We start from the raw sequence: 17,529 nt of genomic DNA on the forward strand, positions 1-17,529 counted from the left end.
AAGCACGAAGCACGAAACAATATCTAAATTCAAAATTCTAAACATTTTTACTGCGATTTCCTCATTATAGAGGAACGTATTACTTGTTTTCCATCCTCTATATTACTTATAGTTTTGGGTATTTTTTCACAAACCCTCTCACCTGTTTTGCAAACATAAGCGTTCGTTCCTTTAAATTATATTGTTTTGAATTTTCAATTTTTCATTTGAATTTGTTTTAAGATTTCGAATTTCGAATTTCGGATTTCATTTGTTCCATTAAAGCTAAACACATACAAAATCAAGGGTAGCTTGGTCTTTACATCGGCTGTAAACTTAAAGTTGGTGCGTGCGGAAGCTATTGCAAAGTTAGGACTTGAAGGTCAGCTACTTATAAATAGGTGAACCCTGCCAAAGGCTATTTAACCATCGGAATAGTTTCGCTCATTAAATGGACACCCTGAATGGCCAAAACTTCCAAACAACACAGAGTATATTCTAAAGGAGTTAGAGTTAGCGAAATAGTTTAGGAGCAATGAAGTCATTTTTTGCCAAAGTTTAGTAACTAGACACATACTATTGCTCTAATTTGACAAAGCCTTGATTTTTTGAGTAAAATAAATAAGTGAATATTGTGGTTTTGGGTGCAACAGGTTCAATTGGAGGATGCTCTCTTCGTGTTATTCGGTCTTTAGGTTTTAAGATTCTTGGAATATCGGGTGGAAAGAATATAGACCTTCTTGAGGCAGAGGCAAGAAAGTATTTGCCTTTGGTTGTTGCAATTGCTGACGAAAATAAATTTTTTGAGCTTAAAGATAGGCTAAAAGACCTGCCTTGTAAGGTATTGGGTGGACAAAGCGGAATCCTTGAGCTTGCAAGCCTTAAAGAAGCGGATAGGGTGATTATAGCTATATCTGGTGCAGCATCTTTGCTCCCAACCCTTTATGCTATAAGGGCTGGGAAAGATGTTTGTCTTGCCTCAAAGGAGGCATTTGTTTTAGCAGGCGAGATTTTAAAAAAAGAGGCTCTTAAAAGAAATACCTCAATAATCCCGATTGATTCTGAACACTCTGCTATATTTCAGTGTATATATGGCAATGAAAAGCCAGAGAGGATAATCCTTACAGCATCGGGTGGCCCATTTCTTAACAGAGAGACCCTGAATGATATTACACCAGAGGAGGCTTTGGCACATCCAATATGGATGATGGGAAGAAGGATTACAATTGATTCTTCCACATTGATGAACAAGGCATTTGAGATTATTGAAGCATCATATTTATTTGATATAGATGTTGAGAAGATAGATGTTGTAATACATCCCGAATCCATTATTCATTCTATGGTTGAGTTTTCTGATGGCTCTGTTTTGGCACAAATGTCTGTTCCAGATATGAGCCTACCAATAGCCTATAGCCTTACCTTTCCAAAAAGAGGGAAAAGGATGGTAAGTTCACTTAATCTTTCTAAAATAGGCTCTTTGTCATTTAAAAAGCCTGATTTAGAAAGGTTTCCTTCTATTGAATTTGGGTTTAATGCAAAAAGAATAGGAGGAACAATGCCGTCTGTCTTAAATGCTGCGGATGAGGTTTGCGTAGAAAATTTTTTAGAAAAGAAAATTTCATTTAATAAAATCTTTGAGAATGTTAAAAAAACGCTTGAGAGCCATATCCCAAAAAAAGACCCAACAATTGATGAAATTTTGGAGGCAGATGCCTGGGCAAGGAATTATGTAAAATGCTTACATCAATAATAGGAGCTATTTTTGTTTTGTCTTTCTGCATCTTTGTCCATGAGCTTGGACATTTTATCGCTGCAATTATCAGTAAGATAAAGGTAAAAAAATTCTCCATTGGGTTTGGAAGGAAATTGCTTGGATTTAAGAGGAATGATTGTGAATATCAGATAGCCATTATTCCATTTGGTGGATATGTTAAGATGGAGGGAGACTCTCCAAATGAAAGAACAGGGAAAGAAGGCGAATTTTACTCAAAGCCTATTTCTTCCAGGATATTTGTAGTTTTAAGCGGTGTTTTTATGAACCTATTCTTTGGATGGTTTTTGTTCTTCATCATATTTACCTTTGGTTCTCCCTCAATTTTACCCATTGTTGGAGGGGTAATTAAAGGCTCTCCCGCAGAAAAAGAGGGAATAATAAAAGGCGATGAAATTGTAAAAATAGAAAATACAGCCATTGATGAATGGAAGGATGTGGTAAAAAAGATTGCGATTAGTCCAAAGAAAACATATAAATTTGAGATTATGAGAAATGGCAAGGTAATAAAAAAGAATATCACAATAGAAGCTATGGATGGAGGGATGGGCTATATTGGGATTTCTCCCTGGCTTGCCCCAAGAATAGGTGGTTTTCTTAAAGGGTTTCCAGGGGAAAAATCAAAACTTTTAAAGGGTGATTTAATAAAAGAAATAAATGGAAAGGAAATCTTTAATTGGGAAGATGTTGTTGATGTAATCTATAAAAGTCCAGGAATTCCTTGTTCTTTGAAGGTAGAGAGGGAAAATAAAATTTTCTCCTTAACAATTATTCCAATACAGAAGGTAATTGGCACGCAAACCATTGGTATGATAGGGATTGAGCCCTCGTTTTATATAACAAAAAGATACAATCCAATAATTGCCTCCTATAAGGCATTGCTTGAGGCATATGACCTCATTTCTTTAAACATTGTTGGAATATATAAGATGATAAGGGGAGATATATCACCAAAAATGGTATCAGGTCCCATTGGAATCCTTCAAATGGCTTCCAAAACAGCCCATGAAGGCTTTGTTCATCTTTTGCGATTTACAGCCCTAATGAATGTTTGTCTTGTTATTGTTAATCTTCTTCCCATTCCTATTGCAGACGGTTGCCTTGTTTTATTTTTTTTCATTGAGGGGATAAGGAGAAAGCCTTTTTCAGAGGCTTTTTACGAGAGGGCAAATCAGGTCGGTTTTGGAATAATCATTTTAATCCTTTTCTTTGCATCTATGAATGATATAACAAGGATATTTGAGGGGTTTAAGTAATGCACCCGGTTTTGTTTAAGATAGGTCCACTCACCCTCTATACATATGGGCTTTTTCTGGCAATTGCCTTTATTGTTGGGCTATGGATTGCTGAAAGAAGGGCAAGAGAGATAAAAAAATATATCTCAAACATTGTTGTTTTAATTTTCATATCAGGGATAATTGGGGCAAGGCTATTTAATGCTATTTCAAACCCATCATCTTATTCATCATTTATTGAGGTTTTTATATCAAGGTCTGGTTTTACATTCCATGGCGGTTTAATATTTGCCATTGTTTGTGTTTTTTTCTATTGCAAAAAAAATGGCTTGTCGTTCCTTAAAATTGCCGATATTTTCTCTCCCTCCTTTGCTATTGGTATTGCTATTGGAAGAATAGGCTGCTTTTTTGAGGGTTGTTGTTTTGGAAAGCCAACAAACCTTCCCTGGGGAATTCTATTTCCTGTGGGAAGCTGGGGATGGAAGAAATTTGGAAATACCCCCCTTCATCCAACCCAGCTCTATTCATTTCTTTTAGATTTTATCTTATTCTTAATTCTCCTTAAGATTAAGCCAAAGAGGGATGGTTTTGTCTTTTTCTCATTCCTTTTGGGATACTCCATAATTCGCTTTTTTGTTGAATTTTTAAGGGAGCAACCCATTTTTCTTTTTTCCCTTACCCAACCACAGATTTTATTTCTTATAATTGGAATAATAAGCATTGTATGGTTTTTAAAACATTGAAAAACCTTTTTTGATTTAAGTATAATATTTACGATGTTCCTAGGAAGAGCCGATGTCCTTAAGACGCTTTTAAAAGCAAGGGATGAATTGCTTAAAGGAAAAGGTTCTCTTTATTTTATCTCTGGAATAAAAGGCTCTGGGAAAACTACCCTTCTTAAAAAAATTGCACAATCCATAAATGATATTGATGTAATTTATATTAACATTAAAAGATTAAGCCTTTCTATTGACCTATTCTGTATTTATTTTATTGGCAATATATTTTTCTTCCTTGCAAAGGAGGAGGGAGAAAAAGCAAGCTATTTTAATATAAAATTTCAGAAAAAAATTATTGAGGAATTAAATGACGAAGGGATAATAAGGAATCTTAATCCATTCTATGAAGAGCTACAAAAACAGAAGCCAGATTATAGCCTTCTCCTTAAGCTTGCCTTTCAATTCCCTTCTATTATTTCAAAAAATCTTTCAATTCCCCTTGTGCTTCTTTTGGACGAGATTCAAGAGATTTCCTTCGTTTCAAACTATAGGATAGACCCTTATAGTTTATTTAAAAAAGCAACAAGGGATGATGGTATTCTATGGATTCTTGCATCAGTCAAAAAAAACCTTCCCTTTGAAAACAAAATATCCCTTTCTGGATTTTTACCAGAAGATACAGAAAACCTCCTTTTAAATTTTAGTAAAAGTGCAAAGGAAAGGCTTTTTGAAATAAGTCAAGGAATTCCATATCCATTTTTTGTTCTTTTAGAAAGAATAGAAGATAAAGATAAAATAGATTCCTTTCTTGTAGATGAGGCATTAAGCAGCGAGATAGAGGAGAATGGAAGGCTTAATAATTATTGTGAGCAAATGATGGATTGTGCAATAAACGCAGCGCGGGGAGAAGGTCTTATTAGGAGCTGCCTTATCTCTTTAGCAAGGAATCCCCATCAAAATCTTACAAGCATTTCAAGGGATATAAGAAGAAGCACGGGTGTTACAAAGAGCCTCCTTTCAAGGCTTATGGAAACAGAAATTATAGAGAGAAAAGATAAAGGCTATTTTATTCCAAATAACCTTCTTAATTTATGGATAAACATCCATTATTATGGAAAAAGGCTTGAACTTAAAGACCCAATTATTAAGATGCTTAAAAAATTTAACAATCAAAGGGTTTCTGGAGAGATATTTGGAAAAGAAGGGTATGTAATTCTTCCTAAATTTTTGTCTATTAAGATAAGGGATGATGGTTTTATTGAGACAGATGGAGAAAAGGAGAGGTGGCTTATTAAGGTGCTAAAGGAGGGAATAGCTACCGAAAAAGAGCTGGAAGAATTAAAGAGTTATTCCGAAAAGACCAATTGTGTTGCCTGGTTTATTTCCTTTGATGGATTTTCATCCGATGTTTTCCTTCAAAAAGGAGAGATGATGCTTTCAATTGGAGATGATATAAAAACCATTCAAGAGATTTTGACAAAACAGGAATGATTAGGTATAATTTTTATAGGGCGGATGGCTCAGCGGGTAAGAGCGCCTGCTTCACACGCAGGAGGTCGCAGGTTCGAATCCTACTCTGCCCAGTTATAAATGAAAGAAACAATAGAATTACTTAAATTGCTCCAGGAAAAGGATATATTGCTTGCTGAAACACTTGAAATAATGGAGAGCATTCCAAAAATGCTAAAGGAAGAAGAGGAAAAAATACAGGTATTAAGAAGGGATTTTGATAAAAAAAATGCCAATCTTTCTGAGATAAAAAAGGATTTTCGGCACAAAGAGAGAGAACTTAAGGATTGTGAAGAGAAGACAAAGGGTTTTAAATCCCATTTTTATGAGGTAAAGACAAAGAAGGAGCTTGATGCTTTAGAGGACGAGATTAAAAAAACAGATGCTTTAAAGGAAAAGCTTGAGGAGGAATGTCTTTTGCTTATGGATACAATAGAGGTAAAAGAAAGGGAAGTCCAGAGAGAAGAAAAAGAAATAACTACAAAGGAAATTGCTTTTAAAAATGAAAGAGAAGAAAAGGAAAAAGAATTAAAGGGGGCATCTGAAAAATATGAAGCCCTTTCACAAGAAAGGAAGGATTTAGAAGGAAAAATAGAGAAAAGAACGCTTGAGCTATATGAAACAATAAGGAGCAAGAAAGATAACATTGCTTTGGCACAGGTTTTAAATAATACCTGTAGCCTTTGTCAGATGGGCTTAAGGCCACAAATAATAAATGAGATAAAAGAGGCAAATAGTATTGCAAGGTGTGAATCATGCTTAAGAATCCTTTATATATAATTTACATTGACGGTGCATCGTCTGGAAATCCTGGTCCAGCTGGCATAGGTGTTGTAATTTATGAGGGGACAAAGAAAATAGATTTTATTTCAAAAAGCATTGGAAGGGCAACAAACAATATTGCTGAATATAAATCCTTGATTGCCGGGCTTTTTTATGCAAAGAAAAATGGCTTTAAAAATATCAGGGTTTATTCTGATAGTGAGCTTATTATTAAGCAAATTCAGGGAGAATATCTGGTAAGAAATATGGATTTAAAAAAATTACATAAAGAGGCGAAGGAATTGGTAAAGGAATTTACAGGATTTGAAATTTTGCATATTAAAAGCCGTGAGAATAAAGAGGCAAATAAATTAGCACAAGGAGGAATAGAAAGATGAATGAGGTAGATGTAGAAAAAAAGATAGCAGAGCTTGAGGAGCTATATGAGAAAACAATCTCTGCATGGGCAAATAGCATAGATGATAAAAGCAGATACACAAAGGAGCATTCAAACAAGGTAAGGAGGTATGCAGAGGCAATTGGAAAGAGGTTATACCTTTCAGAGAATGAGATGAAGACCCTTTCTATAGCCAGTATTCTGCATGACATTGGAAAGCAGGATATTGACACAGCTATTTTAGATAAACCTGGGCCACTTACAAGCGAGGAATACAATTTAATAAAATCACATTCAAGCAAGGGAGCAAATATGTTAAGGTCTATTGATATGCTCAAATCAGCATCTATGGCTGTTTATCATCACCATGAAAGGTATGATGGATTTGGCTATCCTGATGGGTTAAGAGGCGAGGAAATTCCATATTTATCAAGGATTCTTGCTGTTGTTGATGCCTTTGATGCTATGACATCCGAGCGGCCATATAAACCAAAAAAGAGTATACACGAGGCAATTATTGAGCTTCAGGATAATTCAGGAACCCAATTTGATTCCGAAATTGTTGATGCATTTATTCATGTTTTGCGCGCCAATCCAAAGATTACTACATAAAGCCGAAGTGGCGAAATTGGCAGACGCGCATGGTTCAGGGCTATGTAGGTTATCCTATGGGGGTTCGAGTCCCCCCTTCGGCAGTAAAAGAGTCAGGAGTCAGAGAGTCAGGGGTCAGAGAGTCTTAAAATTACAACCCTTTAGACTCCAAGACTCTTGGACTCCTAGACTCTAAGACTTTTAAGTTATGGTTTGCGATATTTGTGGTATAAGAGAGGCGACAATCCATTTTAAGCAGGTAATAAATAATCAAACCACGAGCATTCACCTTTGCGAGGAGTGTGCAGATGAAAAGGGATTTGGTCTTTCTGGTATTTCCCAATCATTTCCAGACATCCTTGAATTCTTTTCAAATATGTTTAAAGAAGAAAAGGGAGTAATTGCAGAAGAGATGCGATGCACAGGGTGTGGGATGGGGATATCTGAATTCCAGAAAGGAGGAAGGCTTGGATGCTCGGATTGCTTTGAGGCATTTAAGCAACCCCTTCTTTCCCTCCTAAAGCAGATTCATGGAAGCACGGTTCATATTGGAAGGCATCCCTTTGGTTTTGAAGAATTGGCACAAAAGGAGAAAAAGCTTAAAATGTTAAAGGAGGAGCTTAAGAAGGCTATATCTACCGAGAATTATGAAGAAGCAGCAAGGATAAGGGATATGATAAAGGCATTGGAATAATGATTCTAGGTTTGGGATTGTTAAAAAATGTTAGAAAAGTATATTAAAACATCGCCAGAATGGCTTAATGCAAAGGGAGAGGAGGCTGATATAGCCATAAGCTCTAGGATTCGGTTAGCAAGAAATATTAAAGATATTCCATTCGCCCATTGGGCTCCTATGAATGACCTTGAGAAGGTAACAAAAATGATAGAAGAGGCTATTTTCCGCATTGTCTCTTTTAAGAATGCTGATATAATAAGACAAAATGACCTAGTTCCCCTTCAAAAACAATTCCTTATAGAAAGGCACCTTGTTTCACCAGAACATGGTAATTCTAAACTTGGAAGCGTTGTTGTAAGCGAGAGGGAGATAATATCAATTATGATAAATGAAGAAGACCATTTGAGGATGCAGGTTTTATCAAGTGGACTTAATCTAATAGATACCTGGCAGATAATTGCAAAGGTTGAGGAGGAGCTATCAGCCATTCTTCCATTTGCGTTTTCCTTTGATTTTGGTTATCTTACAGCCTGCCCAACAAATGTTGGAACAGGGATGAGGGCATCTATAATGCTTCACCTTCCTGCATTGTCCTTAAGCAATAGGATTGAAAAAATCATTCCATTCCTCTCAAAGGTTGGAATGGTCTCTCGGGGTTTTTATGGAGAAAAATCCGAGACATTTGGAGATTTATTTCAGGTTTCAAATCAGATAACCTTGGGGAAAAAAGAGGAGGAGCTTATTGAAAATCTCCTTAAGGTTGTCCGCCAAATTATAGAGTATGAAAGAGAAGAGAGGGAGCTTTTGAGAACAAAGGGAGGGATTCAGATGGAGGATAGGTTTAAAAGGGCTTATGGTCTTCTTGTCAATGCAAAGCTCATTCCATCCAGAGAGGCGATGGAGCTTTTATCCATTATCAGGCTTGGAATACATTTAGGCTTCCTTCCAAGTGTTCCAACAGAGCGGCTAAATAGGCTTCTTGTTTTTACCCAACCAGCACATCTTCAATTAGCTATAGGAGGTCCTTCCAATCCTGCTGTAAGGGATAGGGGAAGGGCAGAGCTTATTCAGAGGGAATTGGGAATAAAACAATGAATTGCGGATTAAAGATTTAAAAAGAAGTGGAGAAAGTAGGATGGATTTTCCCTGGACAGGGTTCACAATATGTGGGGATGGGAAAGAATATTTATCATTTTAAAGAGGCAAAGGCTATTTTTGATAGCGCATCCAATACCCTCTCTTTTGATTTAACAAAGTTATGTTTTGAGGGTCCAGAAGATATATTAAATGATACAGAATATGCTCAAGCCTCAATATTTACTGTAAGCATTGCCTATCTTAAAGCCCTCCCTTTCCTTTCTGACTCCCGACTCCCGACTCCCGACTCCCGACTTCCTCTATATGTTTCTGGCCATTCCCTAGGTGAATACACAGCCTTAACATCCGCAGAATCATTTGATTTTCAAGATGCCTTAAGGATTGTCAACAAAAGGGCATTCCTTATGAAAGAGGCATCTTCTAAAATTAAGGGTGGAATGATAGCATCCCTTGGTCTTTCCATAGAAAGAATAGAAAAAATCTGTAAAGAGACAAATACAGAGATAGCAAATATAAATTCTTCCTTGCAGATTGTTCTTTCTGGTCTTAATGAAGATTTAGAAAAAGCATGTGATATGATAACAAAGGAGAAAGGGAAAGCAATTAGGCTTAAAACATCAGGTCCATTTCATTCCTCATGGATGAAAGGGGTAGAAGAGGAGATGAGGCTTGTTCTTAAGGGCTATAAAATAAAACCACCAAAGATAAAGGTAATTCAAAATATAAGTGCATCTTGCACAGACAATCCAGAGACCATAAGAGAAAATCTTATTAAACAGATAACAGGAAGGGTAAGATGGGATGAGACAATAAGGCTTATGGAGAAAGAGGGTATAACATCTGTAATTGAAATAGGCCCAGGCAATGTTTTATCAAACCTTACAAAAAGGATAACAAAAAATATAAAGGCAATTCCAGCATCTCTATGAAATGTCAATTTCAATCAGCTAACCACATACTTAAAATTTTTGGAATAAATTTATAACCGATATTCAACAGCAAAATTCGTAACATATTGATTCTAAAATCCCATCTTAATTATAACTAGCTTTGTAACTATTCAGCACAATTATTCGATCTATGCGGTTAGAAGAGAAACCTCCCCGCATTAAGGTTAAAGGACTTACTCTCCCTTCTCCCCCGCTGGCCAGCGGATTAAGAATGTGGAAATCTTCTCAACTATTTCAATACAGGTGGCAACTATTGCATAAACTCTGGCAATTGACCTTCGAACAAAAGATTCAGAGCCTGAATTGAACCAATTTCATTCTTCTTGCAGGTCGAAATATAGCTCCGAATACGGCAGAATATTTTAGCCCCTTCCAGAGACCTAAAACAACCAGAAATCTTTTGCTGAACTTTAGTCATACGAATATCATTTTCACTCTGGTTGTTAGTAAAAGGAACATCTTTGTCTCCCATAAACCTTAATGTCTCATTCTCATAGTCCCTTAACCGTTCCAGAAGATTATGTGCCTTTGTCTTCTTTGGTCTGCCCCTGCAGACAACCTTTCGTTCCTCCTCAAAAGGCTGAATCTCTTTCTCCCCCTCAATCGGCAATTCTCCACCAGCTTTGTTTACCGCTGTATTCATAGCCCTTAGCAATTCCTGCATCTCTTTTGCCCATAACTGCCCATCCTGTTCATACGAGCTCTCTAATTCTCTTAAGTGATGAGTATTGCATAATGTATGTTCACATCCATATTTGAAATATGGCTTCCAGTGGTCATGGCATAATATCCCTTTGTATTCAGGCAATATCCCCATCTCATCCATAGCTTCACTCCCTCTCTTCCTATGGGGATAAAAGTATGTCCATTTATTATTCGATAAACTATGTAGCCAAAATTGTTCCCCATTCGTGTGTCAATGACACAGGACGATTAACACCTTCAGGAAACCTGGCGATATACTGCTTACCATTTTCATCCTCCAGCTCCCTTTGTCTTTTCTTCTCGCTTCCTCTTCCCATCCTTTGATGGCGGCTTGCTGCTGTTACGACTGTTGAGCCCTAACCGATTAATAAGCAAGGTTACAACCATAAGTAATACTCTAATTATTGATTGCACAGATGACGAGATACCTTTTTCTTCACTGAGAATTCTCTCTGCCTCTTCAATTGTGGCATTAATATTAATACTCTCTATGGTCATTAATTCCCCCGTGTTTTTATTCGCTTATATTACTTATATTGGAACACGAGGAACAAAACTTAAATCTTATCTATAATCTTTCTCCATCATCCTTCTTTTTGCTGAATAGTTACTGTAATTGTAATATCTTTACAAAATACTTTGTGCCTTTTTCATTGCTTTTCTAAAAGATTAACTAAACACATACATACTTGAAAACCAATTTTGTTTCAGTATAGATAAACATTTTACCTTTCTATAGGAATTTTCACCGTAAAGAGGGCTCCTTTATCTTCGCTCTCGGAAACTGAAATTGTACCATTATGCTTATCTACAATCTCTTTAGATATGGCAAGCCCTAAGCCTGTTCCCCTTATCTTTGTTCCAAAGAATGGCTCAAATATTTTACCCCTTATATTTTCAGCAACGCCAGGCCCACTATCGGCTATAGAAACCTCAATACTATTATCACAAACGCCTGATTTTATCTTTATCCTTCCAATCTTTTCTTTTTCTAAATGGAAAACACCCTCTCCCTCTATAGCTTGAACCGCATTGATAATAATATTGGTAAATAGATTGTGTATCCAGTGAGAATCCAAAGGAATGGTTGGAATATCAGGAGATAGCTCCTTAACAACATCAATCTTTAGTAGTTCATGGGAGAGGCTTTTTAATGCCTCCTCAATAATATGATTGATATTTACTAAATCCCTTTTTATTAAAACACCCTTTACAAACCCCATTGTTTCTTCAATAACAATATTTGCCTTTTCCTCTGCCCTTCCAATCATCTCCAAATATTTTATAAACTCTTGGGGTGCCTTTTTCTTTAAAAAATAGACATTGCTTCTTATAATAGCCAAAGGATTCTTCAGCTCATGCCCCATCCTTGATGACATTGTTCCAAGTGCTACCATTTTTTCTTGATGGGCAAGTTTTTTATGCATATCTTCAATCTCCCTTGTTCTTTGCAGAACGATTTTTTCAAGCTCCAAAGTAAATCTTTCCTTTTCTTCATAGAATTTTGCATTTTCTAAGGCAAGGCCAGCATAATGGATAAAAATAGAAAGGGCATCTTCATCTTGTTTTGTTATATCTTCTTTAGATGTTGAGATTAAAAGAAAATAGGCTATATGTTCTTTAACCAAGAGGGGAATATCTATAAAATTTTTTGCCCCTATAAGAACCTGAATGGCATCACACGCAGATTCTGGGATTATTTTTCCAAGAATTTCCTTAAGATTTTTTCTTATAATAATTCCTTCTTTAAACGACCCATTTGCAAAAAATGGAAGCTCTTCAACAGGCGCCTTTATGCTTGAAATGGGTACCTCAATTATATCCTCTATTGCGTGTTTTATTTCTTCTCCACCTGATAAGATATGATTCAATACTTCCTTTTTATCCTCCGAAAGGCGACTTACAAAAACATAGTCATAGCCAAGCAAAGAGACAATATATTCTATTATCAACTTTAATATCTCTTCGGAATCAAGTTTAGATGCCATAGTTGTAGATGCTTTTAAAAGAGCCTCTATTTCTTTATTCCTTTTTCTTAAATCACGAATTGTTGCCTTAAGGCTTTTTTCCAGAACCTTAAAATCCTTTGCAATCTCTCCTATCTCATCTTCTGTTTCTACACTTACAGGATAATCAAGGTCCCCAGAGGCAATATATCTTGTTTCTTGTGAGAGCTTAAGGATTGGAGAGAGGATTTTCTTTATAAAGAGAGAGAGGATAAGAAGGGAAAAAAGGATAATAATGGAAAGAATCAATGCAAGTTTTTGATTTATTTTTGCTGCAAATATTTCTATATCAGCTGGAGCTATTCCTAGGTTAAGAAAAAAACCTTTTTCCTCTTTTATAAAAACATAGATAAAAATAGAGGTGGTAAGGACAATTATACCAAGCATCAAGAACAAAAGCTTTGCTTGAATGCTAATTCTTTGTTTTTTCATAGAGCTTCTTTTAGTAGTGATATAAGCTCTTCTGGGTCAAATGGTTTATAGATTACTGTATATGCCCCTTCTTTAAGACAGGCAAGAGCCCTCTCATTCATTGTTCCGTCTCTATATGCTGTAATTATGATGATAGGGCTTTTTAACCCCTCTTTTTTAAGACTTTTGAGCGTATCATATCCATCCATCCCAGGCATAGCGATATCAAGAAGAATTACCTCTGGTTGGAATTCAGATACCTTTTTAATTGCTTCATTTCCATTTAGAACATAAGTAGTCTCAAATCCCTCATCTTTTAAGAGAGAGGCGATTGAATCTGCCATATCAGGGTCATCATCAACTACAAGAATTCTTTTTTTCATATGTGTTTATCTGTTCCAAAATTCATTCCACTTTAAGAGTCAGAGAGTCTTAAAGTCAGAGAGTCAGGGAGTCAGATGGTTTGTAAACCTAATAGACTCTTTAGACCCCCAGACTCTATGACTCCTAGACTCTTTAGACTTTTTTAGATCTCTTCTACAGCCTTTATTCCCTCTATATTTTCCTTTAATATCCCCTCAACAACGCCCTTGATGCTTGCCTTTGCCCCTCTGCATCCACAACACATTCCTGTAAGCTTTACCTTAACAATATTATTGGGCGTTAATTCAACAAACTCACACCCTCCCCCATGACTTGCAAGGATTGGCACTACATCCCTTTCTAAAATCGTTTTTATCTTCTCTTCCACCTACTTTAAAAACATCATAAGCCCTTGCTTTTCAGAGGAAGAGAGCTTTCTAAATTTAGCAATCAATGCCTTTTCTTCATCAGAAAGAGGGGGCTCTTTTTTCTCTTTAAGCTCAGATTGTAAGGATTTAAGCCCTTCTATTAAGCTATCTATATCCTCTGGTTTTAACTTTAATTCCTCTTTTGACTTTTCTTCTACCTTAGGCTTTGCCTTGATTTCTACTTTTGGTTTTGGTTTTTCTACTGGTTTAGGCTTTGCCTTAATTTCTACTTTTGGCTTTGGCTTTTCTTCTACCTTAGGCTTTGCCTTAATTGGTGGTTTTGGTTTTTCTACTGGTTTAGGCTTTGCCTTAATTTCTACTTTTGGCTTTGGCTTTTCTTCTACCTTAGGCTTTGCCTTGATTTCTACTTTTGGTTTTGGTTTTTCTACTGGTTTAGGCTTTGCCTTAATTTCTACTTTTGGCTTTGGCTTTTCTTCTACCTTAGGCTTTGCCTTGATTTCTACTTTTGGTTTTGGTTTTTCTACTGGTTTAGGCTTTGCCTTGATTTCTACTTTTGGCTTTGGCTTTTCTTCTACCTTAGGCTTTTCTTCTTTCTTTATCTCCTCTAATCCAAGGATACATCCAGGGGTGATGGGTCTTTTAAGCTTCTTTGTAAAGTATTCTGCAAGCCTTTTTAAGTTTTCTTCATTTGGCTTCAAGCCTTCGTAATACCAGTGTTCGAAGGTTGTAGGGGGAATACTTAATTCCTTTTTTATATCCTTAATAGCTTCCCTAGTATTCCCTTTTCCAACTTCAAGAAAAAGGCTAGTAAGTCCTTTTCTTACCCCTGTTAGTTTTCCTGTTAATTTTCCTGCTAGTAGCTCCCCCTTCTTTTTTTCTAAAGAAGATAACTCTTTTTTAAAGTATCTTGTAATCCTCTTTAATACTTCCGGATCCTTTGGTTTTACCCCTTTATAAACATAGCTTTTGAATGTAATTGGGGCCATTTTTAGTTCAGCAGCTACGTTTTTTATAGCATACCCTTCCCCTTCCCTCAATTTTTCATACATCTCCTTAAGTGTTTCCATCTTCTTTTTCCTCCTTTCTCGGGGTGAGAGGATTTGAACCTCTGACCTCCTGCTCCCAAAGCAGGCGCGCTAAACCGGTCTGCGCTACACCCCGGAAATTAATTTATTTATAGCTTTTTTTAAAACATTCTTATCAACTACACCAATTATCTCATTAACAATCCTGCCTTTATCAAAAAACTTAAGTGTTGGAATACTCATTATTCCATATTCTACTGCAATATTTCTATTTTCGTCAACATTAAGTTTGCCTATCTTTACCTTTCCCTTATATTCCTCTGCTAATTCATCAATAATTGGGCCCATCATTTTACAAGGTCCACACCAAGGTGCCCAAAAATCCACTAATGCCGGAGATTCGCATTCAAGAACCTCCTTCTTAAAATTTCCATCTGTCAATTCAATTGCCATAATTTACCTCCTATTTAAGCGTTTGCTTTTTCCTTTTCTCCTTAATATTTTCTCCATCCTATGTTTTTACTTACAGCGGGAGAAGGGATTTGAACCCTCGACTTCAACCTTGGCAAGGTTGCACTCTGCCAGCTGAGTTACTCCCGCAAATTTTTTACTTTACTAAAACCTCCATTTCATTTTTAACACGGCCAACTGGCTTTCCATTTATATATAAAACTATTTCTATTTCTGTCCAAGTTAAAACTATATAATAATCCTTTTCTTTATCTAAATGTCTAAGATCATATGATAATGTTCTAATATAGGTCAAGGGATGATAATTCTCTACATAAAACTTCATATCAGGGGTTTTTAATATTTTTATCCTCGCATCGCCAAGTGGAGCATCAAAAAATTTATATGGCAATTCATTCTTCAACCAATTAGGATTTTTTTTAATCTTTATCCAGAATTCAAATGTTCCTTCTTTATAACTATAGTTCATTGTCTTTCACCTCTTCAGGCAAAATAGCCTTTTCTTGGGAGTGGGGTATAGTTATCTCTCCCCATGGGGTTTTTATCTCTCCTCCCCTTTTCTCCAATTTTTCCTCCTTTCTCGGGGTGAGAGGATTTGAACCTCTGACCTCCTGCTCCCAAAGCAGGCGCGCTAAACCGGTCTGCGCTACACCCCGGAAATTAATTTATTTATAGCTTTTTTTAAAACATTCTTATCAACTACACCAATTATCTCATTAACAATCCTGCCTTTATCAAAAAACTTAAGTGTTGGAATACTCATTATTCCATATTCTACTGCAATATTTCTATTTTCGTCAACATTAAGTTTGCCTATCTTTACCTTTCCCTTATATTCCTCTGCTAATTCATCAATAATTGGGCCCATCATTTTACAAGGTCCACACCAAGGTGCCCAAAAATCCACTAATGCCGGAGATTCGCATTCAAGAACCTCCTTCTTAAAATTTCCATCTGTCAATTCAATTGCCATAATTTACCTCCTATTTAAGCGTTTGCTTTTTCCTTTTCTCCTTAATATTTTCTCCATCCTATGTTTTTACTTACAGCGGGAGAAGGGATTTGAACCCTCGACTTCAACCTTGGCAAGGTTGCACTCTGCCAGCTGAGTTACTCCCGCAAATTTTTTACTTTACTAAAACCTCCATTTCATTTTTAACACGGCCAACTGGCTTTCCATTTATATATAAAACTATTTCTATTTCTGTCCAAGTTAAAACTATATAATAATCCTTTTCTTTATCTAAATGTCTAAGATCATATGATAATGTTCTAATATAGGTCAAGGGATGATAATTCTCTACATAAAACTTCATATCAGGGGTTTTTAATATTTTTATCCTCGCATCGCCAAGTGGAGCATCAAAAAATTTATATGGCAATTCATTCTTCAACCAATTAGGATTTTTTTTAATCTTTATCCAGAATTCAAATGTTCCTTCTTTATAACTATAGTTCATTGTCTTTCACCTCTTCAGGCAAAATAGCCTTTTCTTGGGAGTGGGGTATAGTTATCTCTCCCCATGGGGTTTTTATCTCTCCTCCCCTTTTCTCCAAGATAAATGAAATAAAATTTATAAGATTTCTTAAAGAATACCTTAAAGAAAGAAATATAATCAAAATTACCCCTGGTCAAACAATTTTATCAATCAAATCAATAATAGCATTGAAAATCTCCATTTCTCTATGCGAAGGGTGGGGGTTGAACTAAAGAATTTTCTAAGGCTTAAAAAGTCGCATCTGCTCCTTTTTCGCCTAACAAAATCCAGATAGTTCGGCCCTTCGGGCTTCAAATCCCTTGTTCCCTCTCATTAGTTTAACATCGTTCCTAGTTTCTTCTTCCCAATTCGGGTTTTTCCTTTCTGCGAGAGGTGGGATTTGAACCCACACAGGTTTCCCCACAAGATCCTAAGTCTTGCGCGTCTGCCAATTCCGCCACCCTCGCTTTATTATATTATAAAACATTTTACAATGCAAGCACAAGTTAATTTGAATGTCAGCACCAATTAAAAATGTCCCCTTTTGTATAATTATTGATTTTTATTCTTTCGTTACTGTTACTATTATAGTTTGCTATGCGTAGTATAGCAAGGAATTTTCTTTTAGTAAAGACAAATCTCCTCCGGGTATGGTCTAATGGAGGAATGTATTTTTCCCTCTTTTACTTTGATAGTAAGATATAGAGGACATTTTCATCTTTCATCGAGTTATGATGCTTGATATAATTTATGGAAAATGATATATTTATTTGTATGTGTTTAGCTTTAATGGAACAAATGAAATCCGAAATTCGAAATTCGAAACAAATTCAAATGACTAAAATTGAAAATTCAAAACAATATAATTTAAAGGAACGAACGCTTATGTTTGCAAAACAGGTGAGAAGGTTTGTGAAAAAAATATCCAAAACTATAAGTAATATAGAGGATGGAAAACAAGTAATACGTTCCTCTATAATGAGGAAATCGC

Annotated in this window: 20 protein-coding genes, 7 tRNA genes and 1 pseudogene; 13 read left to right on the plus strand and 15 right to left on the minus strand. The window is 36.0% G+C overall.

Annotated elements, in window-relative coordinates; translation table 11 throughout:
- Positions 1 to 604 precede the first annotated feature (604 nt).
- From dxr to fabD, 12 genes are all read left to right on the plus strand, one after another.
- Positions 605 to 1,732, plus strand: coding sequence for a 1-deoxy-D-xylulose-5-phosphate reductoisomerase (dxr, locus tag AB1630_04250; GenBank protein MEW6103022.1), 1,128 nt, complete (start codon positions 605 to 607; stop codon positions 1,730 to 1,732).
- On the plus strand, positions 1,717 to 3,009 hold the full coding sequence (rseP, locus tag AB1630_04255; GenBank protein MEW6103023.1) for an RIP metalloprotease RseP: 1,293 nt from the start codon (positions 1,717 to 1,719) through the stop codon (positions 3,007 to 3,009). Before dxr ends, rseP begins: the two co-directional genes overlap by 16 nt.
- The gene (lgt, locus tag AB1630_04260) at positions 3,009 to 3,731 is read left to right on the plus strand and encodes a prolipoprotein diacylglyceryl transferase (protein MEW6103024.1); all 723 of its coding nucleotides are present in this window, start codon (positions 3,009 to 3,011) and stop codon (positions 3,729 to 3,731) included. Before rseP ends, lgt begins: the two co-directional genes overlap by 1 nt.
- Before the next feature lie 33 nt (positions 3,732 to 3,764).
- Positions 3,765 to 5,198: an ATP-binding protein gene (locus AB1630_04265; protein ID MEW6103025.1), complete on the plus strand. Its 1,434-nt coding sequence runs from the start codon at positions 3,765 to 3,767 to the stop codon at positions 5,196 to 5,198.
- An 18-nt stretch (positions 5,199 to 5,216) separates the two neighbouring features.
- Positions 5,217 to 5,290: transfer RNA gene (locus AB1630_04270), tRNA-Val, on the plus strand.
- 7 nt (positions 5,291 to 5,297) lie between these two features.
- Positions 5,298 to 5,996, plus strand: coding sequence for a C4-type zinc ribbon domain-containing protein (locus AB1630_04275; protein ID MEW6103026.1), 699 nt, complete (start codon positions 5,298 to 5,300; stop codon positions 5,994 to 5,996).
- The gene (locus AB1630_04280; protein ID MEW6103027.1) at positions 5,972 to 6,376 is read left to right on the plus strand and encodes a ribonuclease HI family protein; all 405 of its coding nucleotides are present in this window, start codon (positions 5,972 to 5,974) and stop codon (positions 6,374 to 6,376) included. The genes AB1630_04275 and AB1630_04280 overlap by 25 nt, the downstream gene beginning before the upstream one ends.
- A complete protein-coding gene (locus AB1630_04285; GenBank protein MEW6103028.1) occupies positions 6,373 to 6,987 on the plus strand; it encodes an HD-GYP domain-containing protein in 615 nt (204 codons plus the stop codon). The genes AB1630_04280 and AB1630_04285 overlap by 4 nt, the downstream gene beginning before the upstream one ends.
- A gap of 1 nt (position 6,988) precedes the next feature.
- Positions 6,989 to 7,070, plus strand: a tRNA-Leu gene (locus AB1630_04290).
- A 104-nt stretch (positions 7,071 to 7,174) separates the two neighbouring features.
- Positions 7,175 to 7,660 (plus strand): UvrB/UvrC motif-containing protein, encoded by a 486-nt coding sequence (locus AB1630_04295; GenBank protein MEW6103029.1) that lies wholly within the window; start codon positions 7,175 to 7,177, stop codon positions 7,658 to 7,660.
- Between the two features lie 27 nt (positions 7,661 to 7,687).
- A complete protein-coding gene (locus tag AB1630_04300) occupies positions 7,688 to 8,737 on the plus strand; it encodes a protein arginine kinase (GenBank protein ID MEW6103030.1) in 1,050 nt (349 codons plus the stop codon).
- A gap of 26 nt (positions 8,738 to 8,763) precedes the next feature.
- Positions 8,764 to 9,669 (plus strand): ACP S-malonyltransferase, encoded by a 906-nt coding sequence (gene fabD / locus AB1630_04305; GenBank protein MEW6103031.1) that lies wholly within the window; start codon positions 8,764 to 8,766, stop codon positions 9,667 to 9,669.
- A gap of 271 nt (positions 9,670 to 9,940) precedes the next feature.
- Here the strand turns inward: fabD and AB1630_04310 are convergent.
- The 15 genes and pseudogenes from AB1630_04310 to AB1630_04380 all read right to left on the minus strand — a co-directional run bounded on the left by AB1630_04310 (position 9,941) and on the right by AB1630_04380 (position 17,005).
- Positions 9,941 to 10,893, minus strand: a pseudogene (locus AB1630_04310) (transposase).
- A gap of 227 nt (positions 10,894 to 11,120) precedes the next feature.
- Complete coding sequence (locus AB1630_04315) at positions 11,121 to 12,833, minus strand: ATP-binding protein (GenBank protein MEW6103032.1); 1,713 nt, start codon at positions 12,831 to 12,833, stop codon at positions 11,121 to 11,123.
- A complete protein-coding gene (locus AB1630_04320; protein ID MEW6103033.1) occupies positions 12,830 to 13,195 on the minus strand; it encodes a response regulator in 366 nt (121 codons plus the stop codon). Before AB1630_04320 ends, AB1630_04315 begins: the two co-directional genes overlap by 4 nt.
- Before the next feature lie 143 nt (positions 13,196 to 13,338).
- Entirely contained in the window at positions 13,339 to 13,563 is a 225-nt protein-coding gene (locus AB1630_04325) for a NifU family protein (protein ID MEW6103034.1), read from the minus strand.
- A complete protein-coding gene (locus tag AB1630_04330; GenBank protein MEW6103035.1) occupies positions 13,564 to 14,631 on the minus strand; it encodes a hypothetical protein in 1,068 nt (355 codons plus the stop codon).
- An 18-nt stretch (positions 14,632 to 14,649) separates the two neighbouring features.
- Positions 14,650 to 14,725, minus strand: a tRNA-Pro gene (locus tag AB1630_04335).
- The gene (gene trxA, locus AB1630_04340; GenBank protein ID MEW6103036.1) at positions 14,716 to 15,042 is read right to left on the minus strand and encodes a thioredoxin; all 327 of its coding nucleotides are present in this window, start codon (positions 15,040 to 15,042) and stop codon (positions 14,716 to 14,718) included. Before trxA (AB1630_04340) ends, AB1630_04335 begins: the two co-directional genes overlap by 10 nt.
- Before the next feature lie 74 nt (positions 15,043 to 15,116).
- A tRNA-Gly gene (locus AB1630_04345) sits at positions 15,117 to 15,189 on the minus strand.
- Positions 15,190 to 15,196: 7 nt separating this feature from the next.
- Positions 15,197 to 15,529 carry a hypothetical protein gene (locus AB1630_04350; GenBank protein ID MEW6103037.1) on the minus strand — a complete coding sequence of 111 codons (333 nt, stop codon included), beginning with the start codon at positions 15,527 to 15,529 and terminating at the stop codon, positions 15,197 to 15,199.
- 111 nt (positions 15,530 to 15,640) lie between these two features.
- Positions 15,641 to 15,716, minus strand: a tRNA-Pro gene (locus AB1630_04355).
- Complete coding sequence (trxA, locus tag AB1630_04360) at positions 15,707 to 16,033, minus strand: thioredoxin (protein MEW6103038.1); 327 nt, start codon at positions 16,031 to 16,033, stop codon at positions 15,707 to 15,709. The genes AB1630_04355 and trxA (AB1630_04360) overlap by 10 nt, the downstream gene beginning before the upstream one ends.
- A gap of 74 nt (positions 16,034 to 16,107) precedes the next feature.
- Positions 16,108 to 16,180, minus strand: a tRNA-Gly gene (locus AB1630_04365).
- A 7-nt stretch (positions 16,181 to 16,187) separates the two neighbouring features.
- Positions 16,188 to 16,520 carry a hypothetical protein gene (locus AB1630_04370; GenBank protein MEW6103039.1) on the minus strand — a complete coding sequence of 111 codons (333 nt, stop codon included), beginning with the start codon at positions 16,518 to 16,520 and terminating at the stop codon, positions 16,188 to 16,190.
- On the minus strand, positions 16,510 to 16,680 hold the full coding sequence (locus tag AB1630_04375; protein MEW6103040.1) for a hypothetical protein: 171 nt from the start codon (positions 16,678 to 16,680) through the stop codon (positions 16,510 to 16,512). Before AB1630_04375 ends, AB1630_04370 begins: the two co-directional genes overlap by 11 nt.
- A gap of 243 nt (positions 16,681 to 16,923) precedes the next feature.
- Positions 16,924 to 17,005: transfer RNA gene (locus tag AB1630_04380), tRNA-Leu, on the minus strand.
- Positions 17,006 to 17,288: 283 nt separating this feature from the next.
- Between AB1630_04380 and AB1630_04385 the strand changes: the two genes are divergently transcribed.
- Positions 17,289 to 17,529, plus strand: a 241-nt coding sequence (locus AB1630_04385) for a hypothetical protein (GenBank protein MEW6103041.1), incomplete at its 3' end; no start/stop codon positions are given.

The organism is bacterium, from assembly GCA_040753555.1.
Lineage (GTDB): Bacteria > UBA9089 > UBA9088 > UBA9088 > UBA9088 > JBFLYE01.